Source organism: Gloeocapsopsis sp. IPPAS B-1203, assembly GCF_002749975.1.
GTDB lineage: Bacteria > Cyanobacteriota > Cyanobacteriia > Cyanobacteriales > Chroococcidiopsidaceae > Gloeocapsopsis.
In genome coordinates, this window is the sequence record NZ_PEIG01000004.1 from 202,182 (window position 1) to 215,888 (window position 13,707).

The following is a 13,707-nucleotide window of genomic DNA, read 5'->3' on the forward strand; positions in this document are numbered from 1 at the left end:
TAAAATCTCAGTTCATTCATGCAGAACGAACACTAATCAATTGGTCTGAGACTACCCATGCAGCATAGTTAAGAGCTTGTTGAATGTCCTCATGCTCAAGTTCAGGGTACGCCTCAACAATCTGCTGAATCGACATACTTGCTAGAAGTTTCAGAACGAAGGCTACTGTGATTCGCATGCCACGAATAGTAGGTTGTCCAAGACAGATGTTAGGATCGATGACAATACGATTAACCTCTTCCATAACGATGTAGTTTCGAGCATTAGAACTGCTGTCAGCAATAAGCTTGTAGCGCTAATACCAACTTAGCAAACAACAGGTTGCCCTAGCCATTTTTCTGCATAATCAAACAATTCTAAAAATCTGAGTGCTTTATTTGAGCAATTACTAGCCTATCAATAGAAGTTTCATCTTTGCTAGAGTACCCTGCAGAACTTTTACGATCAATCAGTAAGCATGTAAGTTGCTGTTTAATTAACAAAAAACTATATTTTGCTCCAAGCTTCCCTTAATTTTTTAAACTGAAGGTGAAGTCAACGGAGGGAGTTTCAGTATGAATACGGATCATATTGAACAAGAAGCTCGTGAGGCAATGGCACAACAGCGCCAGCATGAGGAGCATTTGCAGCAATCAATGTTGAGCCGTTCTGAGGCGGAAGTTGATACACCACCTGGTAGTCACACCGCAGAAGAAGCTAGGGAATTAATGATTGAGCAACGCCAGCAAGAAGAGCAGTTACAACAGTCAATGCTGAATCGTTCTGCTGCTGAAGTAGGTTTGTCTCAGGATAAGTCTTCTCAGAAGTAGCTTGAGTTTAATTAGGATAACAAGTCTTACTGTTATTCATTGCCAAGGTAGCTATTGTGGGCTATCTTGGCTTACGAGAAGAAAAATCACGTTTAAGCTACATTTTTTAGGCTTTCAGAATCTTGGATACCAAGCAGCTTGTTCCACACCTGAGTAATTTTTTGCCACCATGATTGACGATTGATTCCTAGTGCCTTGTTATAACTCACGTATGACTGTTGATAGCGCCCTAAATAATGCAGGGCTGCGCCGCGAATTAACCATGCTTCTTGATGCTCAAAATCAAGTTCTAGGGCTTTCTCGCAACTGATAAGGGCTTCAGAGTACCTTTCTAAATGTACCAGTACAACTGCTCTTAATACCCAACTGCTAGGATCGTCATCTCGAATTGCTACAGCTTTGTTGATGTTTGCTAGTGCCTCTAAGTAGTGACCTGAGTTAGCTAACGCTGCACCCCTAGCAAACCAAACTTGGTAACTATTCATCGGTGTTGCTTTGTCGAAGCTTGTCATTATCACAGCCATATGAGTATGTCAGATAAGCCCACAATTTAAAGGTAGTATATTTGTTGCTTTCCCATGCTGTAGAAATTACGGTAACAATTGTAAATCTTTCGATAATATATTGGGGATGGCGATCGCACAAAAAATGTATTACTGTTCTACCAAGCGGCTAGAATTTACTAAAAGCGTTGCGCTAAAATACCCTGATGAGGGCTAAACAACAAAGCAAGCAGAAACAACCCTGAGACAACCAGGACTATCGCTGCACCTGAAGGGATATTCAAGTAATAACTAAGATACATACCACTTACACTGCTGATCATTCCAAAAACTGCACCTACTATCATCATGTGATGAAGTTCTTTGACAAGCATGTAAGCTGTGATTCCTGGACCAACTAGTAGGGAAACAACGAGTATCACTCCTACAGCCTGCATACTAGCAATAATAGTTAAAGTAATTGCAGCATTTAACCCAAAATGAATGAGTTGTACAGGTAAACCTATAGCTTGCGCTCCTAAAGGATCAAAAGTATAAAATAATAATTCTTTATAAAAAAGCTTGACTAAAACTAAAACAAAAATAGTGATAATTAAAGTCTGCCAAATATCTGTAGCAGTTACTCCTAAAATATCACCAAACAGAAATTGATGTAAATCAAGTTTACTCTGCAACACAGTAATTAAAGTAATTCCTAATGCTAAAAATCCAGAGAAAACTAACGCCATAGCAACATCAACTTTAATCCGAGATTGAGATTCAATCCAAGTAATGACAAACGTACTCAGTGTTCCAGAAATAAATGCACCGAGATAAATATCTATGCCAAAGAAAAAAGCGATCGCTAGTCCTGGTAAAACAGCATGAGCAATAACATCTCCTAATAAACCCATCCGCTGCACAATTAAATAAGTTCCCACAACCGCACACAAAACTCCTAGCAAAACTGCTGTGGCGATCGCATGACGCATAAATTCAAAAGTTAAAGGTTCAATTAACCAATTCATATAATTTGTTGATTCAAAAGTAGTACACTATCTCCATAAGCACGTTGAATATTTTCACTTGTAAAAACTTCTTTGAGCGATCCATGAGCAATAATTTTACGATTCAATAGCAAGAGGCGATCGCACTGCGCTAATGCACCTCCTAAATCATGCGTAATCAGTAACAAAATTTTTCCTTGAAGTTTCAATTCTTCAAAAACCTCAAACATAATCGATTCTGTCTTTTTATCAATCCCGACAAAAGGTTCGTCAAAAAAGAACAACTCAGCCTCTTGAGCTAGGGTACGAGCCAAAAATACCCGTTGTTGCTGTCCTCCTGAAAGTTCCCCAATCGAACGCCGCCGTAAATGAGAGATTCCTACACGTTCCATTGCTGCTGCAGCAATTTCTCTTGAGCGACGGCTATGTTCGCGCAACCAACCTGTGTGCATGGTGCGCCCCATTAAGACAACACGCTCTACAGTAATGGGATAGTCCCAATCAATCGCCGATCTCTGTGGCACGTAGGCAACTGAGTGTAATTGCTGTTTAAGCGATCGCGCCCTATACCTCACTCTACCACTCGCTGTTGGTACTAAACCTAAAATGCCCTTGACTAGCGTACTTTTTCCTGCCCCATTTGGACCAATCACGCCAACAATTTGTCCTGGTTGTAAGCAAAAACTGACATCCTCAACAGCAGAAATTCCTTGGTAGTTGACACCTAAGTGCTGAACCTCTAACATGACATTTTTAGAATGATAATGATAATCAAAAAATAAATTGAAAATGTTACACAAGCATTATCAGCAAATTGTCCTAACCATAACCTTGGGGTTAATCGGCTGTAATCCAACACCAACAGGACAAGATACAACAACACAACCTGCGGGCGATCGCCCCTCAGTGATTGCAACTACCAGTGTACTGTGTGACATGACACAACAAGTTGCCGCTGAGACTATTGATTTAACATGCATGGTTGCACCAGGAGAAGACCCTCATTTGTATCAACCTACACCTGAAGACCGCAAAGCGATCGAACAAGCAGATTTAATTCTATACGGTGGTTACGATTTTGAACCAGCTTTAATCAAATTAGTTGAAGCTACTAGTAATCCTGCACCAAAAGTTGCAGTACATGAAGTTGCAGTTTCGCAGCCAATTATGGCAGAACCTCACAGTCACGGACACGATCATGAGCATTCTCATGACGACGGTAGTACAGCAGAGGAAAATGCACCAGATCCTCATGTATGGCATAGTGCCCAAAATGGTATTGCCATGGTAGAAACTATTCGCGATAACCTAGAGCAAATAGCACCAAATCACGCATCGCTCTACAACAGCAACGCCCAACAAGTGACTAGCGAATTAACTCAAATCGATACCTGGATCAAATCACAAATTGCCACAATTCCACCCCAGCAACGCAAGTTAGTTACGACCCATGATGCGATGAACTACTATTCTCAGGCATATGGTATCCCTATTGAAGGAGCATTAGGAGGCATTAGTACAGAGGAAGCACCTACTGCTGCTAGAGTTAGCGAACTAGTCAAAGATATTCGCCAATCGAGTGTACCAACAATTTTTGCCGAAGCAACGATTAATCCGAGGTTGATTGAAACTGTTGCTAGAGAAGCCAATGTTCAAGTTTCAGAGCGTAAGCTTTTTGCCGATGGCTTAGGAGAACCAGGAACTGATGCTGATACCTACCAAAACAAGCTTATTGCTAATACTCGCACTATTGTAGAAGGACTAGGCGGTAACTACACACCTCCACAAGTAGCTAGTAAAAGGGGTGAGGGGTGAGGGGTGAGGGGTGAGTTAATCTCATTATTCTTAATTTTGCGTAGTGGTAATGGGGAATATGCTATATTAACCACAATTCATTTACTCGTAATCTTTCAATAATGGTCTATCAGGTTCGATTAGTGAATCCTGACATAGCACTTGATCGCACAATTTTAGTTTCTGAAGATCAATACATTCTTGATATAGCAGAAGAAGCAGGAATTCGTTTACCTGCGGGGTGTCGTCAAGGAAACTGTTCCGCCTGCGTTGCCAAAATTATTAGCGGAGAAGTCGATCAAAGCGAACAGAGATTTTTGCAAGCTGCAGAAATTGCAGCAGGTTACACTATTACTTGTGTAGCTTATCCATTATCGGATTGTATCTTACAAACGCATCAAGAACAAGTTTTGTATCATACTTCCTTGTATTATTCTGCTGAACAAAGTAGGTAATTGATAATAGTAATAAAATTGAAAATTTTTCAAGCAAAAGCAATTGTTAATGGTTAAATTTAAATATTCTTCGCTAATTGATGCACCTGTAGAAGTTGTGTGGAATTTCCATGAGCGTCCTGATATACTCAACCTTTTAACTCCTCCTTGGCAACATATTCAAGTTATCCATCGTGCAGGAGGATTAGAGGTAGGAGCATTATCTGAAGTGAGAATTTTTGTTGGTCCAATCCCCCTAAAATGGTTAGCTGTTCACACTGAATATGATAAATATCATTTCTTTACAGATGAACAGCGCGAAGGAATGTTTGAATATTGGAGACATCGCCATCAGTTTACAGCAGAAGATCATACAACTCTGCTTACCGATGATATAGACTTTAGTTTACCTGGTGGATTTTTATCAGACTTCTTTGCTAGTTGGTCAGTCATGATGCAACTCGATCAAATATTTCGCTATCGGCATGAAGTCACACAACGAGAATGTCGAATTCATCATTAAACTTATATAGCAAGTAGTGGAAGTATAAAAAAAATTAAGATTCTTCAATTCAAAAATCAAAAATCAAAACTTTCGAGACGTTATTTTCACACACTACTATTATATAAGTCATAAATATTCAAAAAGCTCTACCACCCAGCTCAATTAGAATAAAAAAAGAATTTGCTAGACTTGAGAGTAGTCAATCAACCCACTGAAGGACGCTGCACCGATGACGCTTTCCATGCATCCCAGTACGTTACTGCTAACTAGGGAATTACCAAACCTGCAATATAGCTCAACACGCGATCGCTTCGATGAAACCTGGGAAGCGCCATTATCAACTCTTTTAGGTTTAGGACGTGCAGCAGGGGCTGATTTTGTTGAATTTTTCTTAGAGCGAGTCAACTATATCAACTGTCTAGCTGAAGACGACACAATTACTAGTATTTCTCCACGACTATCTACAGGTGCAGGAGTCCGAGTTTTTCGTGGCAAAGCCGATTGCTATGTTAGTACCAACGATTTATCATTTACAGGACTCAAAGCCGCCCTGGAAAAAGGATTATCGATTTTAGGGTTACAACTTCCAGCACCTAACGGTTATGTGCCAGAAATTAACTTAGAACTTCTGCGCGATTACGCCACCAAAAAAGACAAAGAGTCTTGGCTTGCAGGATGCAGTTCGATGCGCGAAATGGGCGAAATTCTCCTTGACGCTAATGCGCACCTTAAACAAAAAGCAACTCACGTCCAATCAAGACGCGCAGTATATTTCCGCGATTGGCAAGAAGTTTTAGTTGCAGCGAGTGATGGAACTTTCGCCAGAGACATCCGCCTAACGCAATCGGTAGGTTATAACCTTTTGTGTGCAGATGCTGCAAATCGTTCATCGATTAGTAAGCGCGTTGGAAGCACCAGCGAACCCGACTTTTTAAGAAATTGGCACTATCAAACCGACGCGGAAGAAGTCGCCGACTCCGCCGGAAAAATGCTCTACGCCGACTATGTAGAATCTGGTAATTACCCCATCATCATGGCAAATGAGTTTGGGGGCGTGATCTTCCACGAAGCTTGCGGACACTTGTTAGAAACTACCCAAATTGAGCGCAAAACAACTCCGTTTGCAGATAAGAAAGGTGAGAAAATTGCGCATGAAAGCCTAACAGCTTGGGATGAAGGACTTTCTCAAGATGCTTTTGGGACGATTGACATGGACGATGAAGGAATGCCTGCGCAAAGAACATTATTGATCGAAAATGGCATTTTGAAGAATTTTATCAGCGATCGCACTGGTTCAATGCGTACCGGACACCCCAGAACAGGTAGCGGACGCCGCCAAAACTATACATATGCAGCAGCATCAAGGATGCGTAACACCTACATCGCCCCAGGAAATTACACCAACGACGACTTATTTGGCTCAATCGATAAAGGTATCTACTGCAAGAAAATGGGCGGTGGTAGCGTTGGTCCTACAGGACAATTCAACTTCGCTGTCGATGAAGCGTACCTGATTGAAAATGGCAAAATCACCAAGCCCCTCAAAGGCGCAACCTTAATTGGTGACGCCAAAGAAATCATGAACAAGATCTCGATGTGTTCGCAAGACTTGGGACTTGCAGCAGGATTCTGCGGTTCTGTTAGCGGTAGTGTTTACGTTACCGTAGGTCAACCTCATATCAAAGTCGATTCGATTACCGTCGGTGGAAGATAGATTAATTATGCCTAATATTGATGAACTTGCAGGATATACGCAAGCGAGTGCAGAACGCCTGGGAATAGAAAAATTTGATATTTACGGTTCATCTGTTGACGAAACCAGCGTTCAAGTTGATAGTGGAGAACCAAAACAAGTCAAAGCCTCGAATCGTTCCAGCGTCATTGTACGTGTTTGGAATAAAGATAATACCGTCGGAGTAACCAGCACTACCGATGTCGATCCTAATGGCATTGACTTGGCTTTAAAAACAGCTTATGAAGCAAGTACCTTTGGGGTAAAAGAAAATGTCCCTGACTTCAGCCCTGAAGCTACTGCTGAACTGCAAGCCAATACCGAAGCAACAGCCCCGCAAGCGCCCGTTTCACAACTTATTGACACTCTGATTGCAGCTGAAAAAGAACTCTTACAAGCACATCCTGCGATTAAAGGCGTACCATACAACGGCTTGTCGCAAAGAGACCTTAGTCGCTTCTACCTCAACAGTCAAGGTGCGGTACGTAACGAAGCGCGATCGTATGCATCGATTTATCTTTACAGCAAAACCGAACAAGAAGGCAAAAAACCCCGTAGTGCTGGCGCTTTTCGGATCAATCGTAGTTTAGAACAAATTGATTTGCAAGGTTGCGTCCAAGAAGCCGCCGAGAAAACAATTAGCCATTTAGATTACGAAAAAGTTAAATCGGGTAAATATCGTGTTGTTTTCTCCCCCGAAGCTTTTTTAAGTTTATTAGGTGCTTTTTCCAACCTTTTTAACGCCCAAAATATCTTAGATAAGCAAAGTCTTTCGACACCAGAATCTTTAGGTAAACAAATCGCCTCACCACTGCTTTGTGTTTGTGATGATGCGCTGCATCCTGAAAATATTGCCGCAGAAACTTTTGATGGTGAAGGTACGCCAACCAAACGTATTTCATTAATTGATAACGGAGTTTTGAGGAATTTTATTCACAGCGCAGGTACCGCAAAACGTTTCAATACGCAACCGACAGGACACGCGAATATTGGTGCGAAAGTTAGTGTAAGTTCGCATTTTTATCACGTATTTCCTGGAGAAACTGCATCACAGGAATACAGTTTAGATGATGCCGAAAACGTCATTTTTATTGATGATGTGCAAGCGCTTCATGCCGGAGTTAAAGCGTTACAAGGTTCATTTTCACTGCCGTTTGACGGTTGGATTGTGAACAAGGGTAAAAAAACAAGTATTGAATCTGCAACGGTTGCAGGAGACTTTCTGGAATTATTGCAGTCAATTATCTTTGTCGAGCAAGAACCTGAACTAACACCAGCAGGGGTTTGTCCAAGGATTTGGGTTGATAATCTTTCAATTACTGGAGAATAAAGAAATACCTAATTTCGAGCTATATAGTATGGTTATCGCGATTTGGTTTGATATCTTCTAATTCTTGTAATTCTCGGTAGGCGAAGCCGCCACAGCCGACTAGGAATAAACTGATGGCAGTGATCACATACAAAACTGCCATCCCAGCCCCAGAACCGCTGCTAAAGATACTACCTAGGATAGTTGCTATGCCTCCAGGTGACATAGCGGGTTCAAATACTCGATCTGCTAAAGGACCAGCAATAAAAATTGCGATCGCCGAAACAATTTGTAAAACTAAAGCATTGGCGGCAAATACCCGCCCTTGCTTCTCTGGAACTACGTTTGCCATCCAAAGTGCCGTTTCAGCGCTACTCAGCAATGGGAAATTTAACGAGGAGCAAAATTGTGCAGGAATCCATACGAATGTTGTACGTCCTAAGCCAAAGACGGTTTTACTCAATCCTGCCCCAATAAATCCTAGCAGCATGCCGTTGATTCGCCGCTGAGGACCACCCCAAACACTAACAATAACTGCACCTGTGACGCCTCCAATCCCAGCAGATGCCGCAACACTGCCTAAAACTTGAGCACTACCATCAGTACGCGCGAGAATCATCGGGTCGTAAATGGCTCCTCCAAGGTCATGCGCAAACCAAAATAGTGCAGTTGTCACTAATAAAGCACGTAAACCTCGGTGATTCCAAATATAGCGCAGTCCAAAAGTTAGAGTCTCTAAAACTTGCTGATCGGCATCAGGACGCGATGGCTGGGGAATATTAACAGCAATCAAGGTGGCGATTGCAACGGTAAAAGTTGTTAAGTCAATTAAGAGAATACCTAACAGTCCAACGACAGGATAAAGACTACCAGCCAACGCTGGAGCAAAGATTGCAGAGCCATAGTGTACCATTGAACCCATACTGCTAGCACGGGTATAGTGCTGTTGTGGCACAATCATTGCAATTGAGGTTGAGTAGGCAAGCTGCTGAATTTGTCCAAAACTACCATTAACCGCACTTGTTAAGTAAAGATGCCAGATTTGTAAGTTATCAGTAAGGTACAGTAGCAAGATAGCTATAGTAGAAAGTGCAGCAATTGCATCTCCTAAGATCATCAAACGTTTGCGGTTAAAGCGATCAACAATGATACCTGCAAACAGAGTAATCGGAATGCGCGGTAATTGCGAGAAAAAGCCGACAAGTGCCAAAGCTGTCGCTGAACCTGTCAGTTCCCAAGCCCAAATTATTAAGGCAAACTCGGTCATATAAGTGCCGATGGTAGAGACAAGTTGACCAAGCCAGATAATGGTAAAGGTACGCACAGGATAATACTATGTTGAAGAGGAATTGATGATGGAGATACAATCTGCAAGTCAAGTGGTTACTCCTCCATTAGAAAGTGGCGATCGCATGTCGCGATTTGAGTTTGAACGCCGCTATCAAGCCATGCCGCACATTAAAAAAGCAGAATTGATCGAGGGAGTTGTGTACGTGGCATCGCCATTACGCTTTAGAAGCCATGCTAGACCGCACGGACGTATAGTCACTTGGTTAGGCACTTACGAAGCCTCTACACCTCAAGTAGCATTAGGTGACAACGCTACAGTACGCCTAGACTTAGATAACGAACTCCAGCCCGATGCGATTTTGTTGATTCAAAGCGCGGGAGGACAAGCACGACTAACAGAAGACGATTATGTCGAGGGTGCGCCCGAATTGGTCGTAGAAGTTGCCGCAAGTAGCGCTGCCAACGATTTGTATGATAAGAAAAATGCTTATCGCCGCAATCAAGTTCAAGAGTATATTGTTTGGCAGATTTTTGAGAATAAACTCGACTGGTTCTGTCTACAAGCGGGAGAATACGTATCGCTAGTACCCGATGCTGATGGAGTCGTTCGCAGTCAGGTTTTTCCAGGATTATGGTTGGCTGTTCCAGCATTATTACAGCAAGATATGGTGCAAGTGTTAGCAGTTTTGCAAGCAGGATTGAATTCAGCAAAACACGCGGAGTTTGTTCAGAAGTTGTCAGGGTAGGAACTGGAGAATGCAATTTTTAATTTAAAACTCATAACTCCTAAAGACTAGCTTTTTTCAACTAAATACTTGAACAGATCGTCAATAACTGCATCAGCAGCTAGAGGATTACCCCCTCTCCAAGTTGGATAATTAACTGGATACACCCGATTGTGTTGAACGGCTTTCAACTTCTGCCATAGTGGGTTTTGTTTGAGTTGTGCTAATTTTTGCGCAGATTCATCGCCGTCTGTTGCCACAAAGAGGATATCACCATCAATATCCATCAATCGTTCCTCAGATAGCGAAGTAATACCTCCTGCGATGGGAGAAGCTTGAGCAGGTGGACGACGCAATCCTACATCTGCAAGAATGCTGCCATTGAAAGAATTTTGTAAATCAATATCGATTGTGCCGCAGCAAATATGCACGAACGAAACTTCCAGATCTTGAACGCGATTTCCTAGTGCTTTTTTTAAAGCTTGAATGCGTTGCTCGTAATTTGCCCAAACTTGCTTGGCTTCCTCAGTTTTCCCCAGCACTTCGGCAACAAAATTAAAGTGATTTCTCCATGACGGATATCCTTCCCAATCATCTAGAACAGTGGGCGCAACTTGCGAAAGTTGGTTGTAGATTGCTTCAGCAGAATATTTGAGACCAATAATCAGATCGGGTTGCAACACTAGTATTTTCTCAATATTGGGTTGTTCTTCTTTCCCAATAACCTTGATGTCTGCGATTAGCTGGGCGAGATACGGAGGAGGATCGTCAAAGTATAAAATTGAACCAATCGGCTTGACACCTAATGCTAGTGCATTACCTAGTGTAGGAACGCCTAAAACAACAACACGTTGAGGCTGAAGCGGAACGCAAGTTTCTCCTACTGCGTGCTGAATCATACGACAATTAGCAGCCGCATCCAGTGTAGGGGCGATTTGAGCAGAGCGGCTACTACAGGCTGACACGATACCAAAGGACATGACGACCAACAATACGAATCGCAGCCAACGGACGATGTTCATGGTGTTGTGAATGGTGCTGATATCATCAAAACTCTACAGAAATATTTGCTAGTACGGTAAAGGGAGCTTGAGGCGTAATAAAAGAGCCTTGCGTGTTGTAATATTTCACACTAAAAAGATTTTTGAAATTTACAGCAGCACGCCAATTGTCACGGCGGTAGAAAAAGCTGGCATCGGTGCGGAAATACGAGGGTAACGTAACATTGGTATTTGGTAGTCGTGCTTCGCGTTCATCGACGTAGACTAAACCTAGACCAAACCCCAAGCCTTGAAAATCACCCGATTGAATCTCATAAGTGCTCCATAAACTGGCAGTGTTTTTGGGAATTCCCGCCAGGCGATCGCCCTCTGGAATATCATTATCTTCGCTAACAAACGCATCAGTAAGCGCATAAGTTGCGATCGCATTCCAACCAGGCAAAATTTCTCCTCTAACATCTAATTCAATTCCTCGGCTGGTTTGTTCTCCCGTTTGAATACTAAAATCGGGATCTTCTGGGTCAGGAGTGGAAACGTTTTGACGGGTAAGATAATAGAGCGCTAAGTTAGCCGAAAGGCGATCGCTCAAATCTTGTTTGAATCCAATCTCGAATTGTTGTCCGCGTTCAGGTTCAAAAAGTTCTCCAGTACGTGTTGTGCCACCGAAAAGAGTTGGTGTAAAGGCATTTGCCCAATTAAAATACAGTGCTGTGCGATCGCTGGGTTGATAAACAATTCCCAATCGCGGTGAGAAGGATGTCTCTGATCGTTCGCTGTTAGTTGTGTCGTTGAGTGTGTCGCGGTAAAACGAGTCGTTGAAATCAAGCCTTCCTCCCGCGAGAACAATCAAGTTGCGGGTGAGATACACTAAATCTTGTAGATAGATACCGATGTTTCGCGTGCCATATTCTTCAAAAAATCCAGGAACATAGGCACTAGGTCTAGCACCATAAACTGGATTAAAAATATCAATAGGTCCTAGTGTGGCATCAAAGAAATCGTAGGCAAAGCGATAGCGGGCATATTCGACTCCAAACAGGAGATTGTGATTGATAGAACCTGTACTGAACTCACCAATGATTTCTGTTTGTACTGAAAAGTTTTCTTGCTGTTCATCGCTTCTTTGGGCATCGCGTTGTAACGTCCGACCATCATCATCGACAAACGGTGGAGAGTAATTACCAAGAACAGCAGCTTCGGTTTCTCCGTTAATAATCAGCCCAGCAAATCCTTGGCGAACTTTCCAGCGATCGCTTAATTCATGTTCGAGGTTGTAGCCAAAGTAGTAGGAATTAAACTCGGCTCGATTGACATCAGGTTCAAACAGAAAGCGATCGCGTGGTAACTGTAAAAACACTTCCCCTGATGGAAAGCCGCGATCAAACACGTAGTCGTAATTTTGATATTCAAACTCAGTCGTCAGCGTTGTTCGTGGTCCAATGTTCCACGTCAGTACAGGCGCAACAAAGATGCTTTGATTCTCGTTAAAGTCACGAAAACTATCCGCATTAGTATAAGCAATATTGAGTCGGTATAACAACGAGCCATCATCGACAAGTGGTCCTGTCAAGTCAACAGCCGACCGATAAAATCCGTAACTACCAACTGTACCATTGACTTCGGAGCGGGGATCTGCTAAAGGACGTTTTGTAATCGTATTGACAGCGCCAGTGAGGTTGAATCCACCCCCATAAAGCACAGAAGCAGGACCTCTTAAGAATTCTACTTGCTCAATATTGGCAGGATCGCGCGGGCTGATAAACGTAAAATCTCGAAATCCATTGCGAAAGCTTTCCCCAGCATTAAATCCTCGGATGTAGTAATCATTAGAAGCAAGCCCGCCATACCCCGAAAAAGGTTCTACCCCAGGAACATTATCAGCAAGTTCAGTTAAACGGACGATTTGACGATCTTCAATAACCTGGCGCGGAATTGCTTGCAGAGTGAGAGGTACATCACGTAAAGGTGCTTCAATTCGGGTTCCGGTGGTTGCGGCTGAGGGATTATATCCTTCGTCTTGCGTTTCTGTGACGGTAATTTGAATCGTATCGTCTTCAACCGCTTCAGTTTCTGCGACTCCTGGTGTTACGCTGAGGACAATGGCTGTTTCTTCTGCTTGAATGCTGGCTGTTGGTGGTGCATTTACCCCAGTTATGGTAACTCGAACGCGATTTTGTAAGTTGATAACAGATGTGAAAGCAATTCCTTCTCCTGGATTCGCTGTCTGGAGTTGACCATCAGGCGATACCAGCACTGCATTAGGAATATCTATAAGTAGCGCATTACCAACAACCGAAGTTCCAGGTGACACGAGTTGTCCTGTGGTTTCTAAAACTACCTCTAACCCAGTTTCGGTAGCATTGAGTCGGACTTCAGTGACTTGAATGGGTGATTCTGAAGATTGCGCTAGCCATTCCTTAACGGTAGTTGCGGGACGATTGATCTCTTCCAAACGTATTAGCTTATTTGCAGATTGTTCTAATACTACCTCCTTCGCTTGTACCGTTTGAGACACCAGTACAGTCACGAGCGCTGCAATTGATATTGATACTGACTGTTGCATATCCTCCTACACCACATGACTACAGTTACCGTGCGTTCTTAAGAGAAGTTCGCAAG

At 42.7% G+C, this 13,707-nt stretch carries 14 protein-coding genes; 7 read left to right on the plus strand and 7 right to left on the minus strand.

What is annotated here, in order from left to right; genetic code table 11:
• Nucleotides 1-16 precede the first annotated feature (16 nt).
• Complete coding sequence (locus CSQ79_RS08990) at nucleotides 17-244, minus strand: DUF433 domain-containing protein (RefSeq protein ID WP_099700854.1); 228 nt, start codon at nucleotides 242-244, stop codon at nucleotides 17-19.
• A gap of 310 nt (nucleotides 245-554) precedes the next feature.
• Between CSQ79_RS08990 and CSQ79_RS08995 the strand changes: the two genes are divergently transcribed.
• Nucleotides 555-809 carry a hypothetical protein gene (locus CSQ79_RS08995; protein WP_099700855.1) on the plus strand — a complete coding sequence of 85 codons (255 nt, stop codon included), beginning with the start codon at nucleotides 555-557 and terminating at the stop codon, nucleotides 807-809.
• 92 nt (nucleotides 810-901) lie between these two features.
• On the opposite strand, the gene CSQ79_RS09000 is transcribed toward CSQ79_RS08995, so the two are convergent.
• The 3 genes from CSQ79_RS09000 to CSQ79_RS09010 form a co-directional block, all read right to left on the minus strand.
• Nucleotides 902-1,321 (minus strand): tetratricopeptide repeat protein, encoded by a 420-nt coding sequence (locus CSQ79_RS09000; protein WP_289500943.1) that lies wholly within the window; start codon nucleotides 1,319-1,321, stop codon nucleotides 902-904.
• Nucleotides 1,322-1,491: 170 nt separating this feature from the next.
• A complete protein-coding gene (locus CSQ79_RS09005) occupies nucleotides 1,492-2,319 on the minus strand; it encodes a metal ABC transporter permease (protein ID WP_099700857.1) in 828 nt (275 codons plus the stop codon).
• A complete protein-coding gene (locus CSQ79_RS09010) occupies nucleotides 2,316-3,044 on the minus strand; it encodes a metal ABC transporter ATP-binding protein (RefSeq protein WP_099700858.1) in 729 nt (242 codons plus the stop codon). Before CSQ79_RS09010 ends, CSQ79_RS09005 begins: the two co-directional genes overlap by 4 nt.
• A 43-nt stretch (nucleotides 3,045-3,087) precedes the next feature.
• Here CSQ79_RS09010 and CSQ79_RS09015 point away from each other — a divergent pair, with 43 nt between their 5' ends.
• The 5 genes from CSQ79_RS09015 to CSQ79_RS09035 all read left to right on the plus strand — a co-directional run bounded on the left by CSQ79_RS09015 (nucleotide 3,088) and on the right by CSQ79_RS09035 (nucleotide 8,093).
• Complete coding sequence (locus CSQ79_RS09015) at nucleotides 3,088-4,113, plus strand: metal ABC transporter solute-binding protein, Zn/Mn family (RefSeq protein ID WP_099700859.1); 1,026 nt, start codon at nucleotides 3,088-3,090, stop codon at nucleotides 4,111-4,113.
• A 98-nt stretch (nucleotides 4,114-4,211) separates the two neighbouring features.
• Nucleotides 4,212-4,547, plus strand: coding sequence for a 2Fe-2S iron-sulfur cluster-binding protein (locus CSQ79_RS09020; protein WP_099700860.1), 336 nt, complete (start codon nucleotides 4,212-4,214; stop codon nucleotides 4,545-4,547).
• Between the two features lie 49 nt (nucleotides 4,548-4,596).
• Nucleotides 4,597-5,049 carry an SRPBCC family protein gene (locus tag CSQ79_RS09025; RefSeq protein WP_099700861.1) on the plus strand — a complete coding sequence of 151 codons (453 nt, stop codon included), beginning with the start codon at nucleotides 4,597-4,599 and terminating at the stop codon, nucleotides 5,047-5,049.
• A 211-nt stretch (nucleotides 5,050-5,260) separates the two neighbouring features.
• Entirely contained in the window at nucleotides 5,261-6,745 is a 1,485-nt protein-coding gene (locus CSQ79_RS09030; RefSeq protein WP_099700862.1) for a TldD/PmbA family protein, read from the plus strand.
• Between the two features lie 7 nt (nucleotides 6,746-6,752).
• Nucleotides 6,753-8,093: a TldD/PmbA family protein gene (locus CSQ79_RS09035; RefSeq protein ID WP_099700863.1), complete on the plus strand. Its 1,341-nt coding sequence runs from the start codon at nucleotides 6,753-6,755 to the stop codon at nucleotides 8,091-8,093.
• 19 nt (nucleotides 8,094-8,112) lie between these two features.
• Here the strand turns inward: CSQ79_RS09035 and CSQ79_RS09040 are convergent, their stop codons facing one another.
• Nucleotides 8,113-9,396 (minus strand): MFS transporter, encoded by a 1,284-nt coding sequence (locus tag CSQ79_RS09040; RefSeq protein ID WP_099700864.1) that lies wholly within the window; start codon nucleotides 9,394-9,396, stop codon nucleotides 8,113-8,115.
• A 28-nt stretch (nucleotides 9,397-9,424) separates the two neighbouring features.
• On the opposite strand from CSQ79_RS09040, the gene CSQ79_RS09045 reads away from it, so the two are divergent.
• Nucleotides 9,425-10,108 (plus strand): Uma2 family endonuclease, encoded by a 684-nt coding sequence (locus CSQ79_RS09045; protein ID WP_099700865.1) that lies wholly within the window; start codon nucleotides 9,425-9,427, stop codon nucleotides 10,106-10,108.
• Nucleotides 10,109-10,155: 47 nt separating this feature from the next.
• Here the strand turns inward: CSQ79_RS09045 and CSQ79_RS09050 are convergent, their stop codons facing one another.
• Nucleotides 10,156-11,109 carry an ABC transporter substrate-binding protein gene (locus CSQ79_RS09050; protein WP_099700866.1) on the minus strand — a complete coding sequence of 318 codons (954 nt, stop codon included), beginning with the start codon at nucleotides 11,107-11,109 and terminating at the stop codon, nucleotides 10,156-10,158.
• Between the two features lie 25 nt (nucleotides 11,110-11,134).
• Nucleotides 11,135-13,651 (minus strand): TonB-dependent siderophore receptor, encoded by a 2,517-nt coding sequence (locus CSQ79_RS09055; protein WP_099700867.1) that lies wholly within the window; start codon nucleotides 13,649-13,651, stop codon nucleotides 11,135-11,137.
• Nucleotides 13,652-13,707 lie beyond the last annotated feature (56 nt).

Coding starts and splice junctions, on each gene's coding strand:
- CSQ79_RS08990 (WP_099700854.1), bottom strand. CDS start 244: ATGGAAGAGGTTAATCGTATTGTCATCGATCCTAACATCTGTCTTGGA.
- CSQ79_RS08995 (WP_099700855.1), top strand. CDS start 555: ATGAATACGGATCATATTGAACAAGAAGCTCGTGAGGCAATGGCACAA.
- CSQ79_RS09000 (WP_289500943.1), bottom strand. CDS start 1,321: ATGACAAGCTTCGACAAAGCAACACCGATGAATAGTTACCAAGTTTGG.
- CSQ79_RS09005 (WP_099700857.1), bottom strand. CDS start 2,319: ATGAATTGGTTAATTGAACCTTTAACTTTTGAATTTATGCGTCATGCG.
- CSQ79_RS09010 (WP_099700858.1), bottom strand. CDS start 3,044: ATGTTAGAGGTTCAGCACTTAGGTGTCAACTACCAAGGAATTTCTGCT.
- CSQ79_RS09015 (WP_099700859.1), top strand. CDS start 3,088: ATGTTACACAAGCATTATCAGCAAATTGTCCTAACCATAACCTTGGGG.
- CSQ79_RS09025 (WP_099700861.1), top strand. CDS start 4,597: ATGGTTAAATTTAAATATTCTTCGCTAATTGATGCACCTGTAGAAGTT.
- CSQ79_RS09030 (WP_099700862.1), top strand. CDS start 5,261: ATGACGCTTTCCATGCATCCCAGTACGTTACTGCTAACTAGGGAATTA.
- CSQ79_RS09035 (WP_099700863.1), top strand. CDS start 6,753: ATGCCTAATATTGATGAACTTGCAGGATATACGCAAGCGAGTGCAGAA.
- CSQ79_RS09045 (WP_099700865.1), top strand. CDS start 9,425: ATGATGGAGATACAATCTGCAAGTCAAGTGGTTACTCCTCCATTAGAA.
- CSQ79_RS09050 (WP_099700866.1), bottom strand. CDS start 11,109: ATGAACATCGTCCGTTGGCTGCGATTCGTATTGTTGGTCGTCATGTCC.
- CSQ79_RS09055 (WP_099700867.1), bottom strand. CDS start 13,651: ATGCAACAGTCAGTATCAATATCAATTGCAGCGCTCGTGACTGTACTG.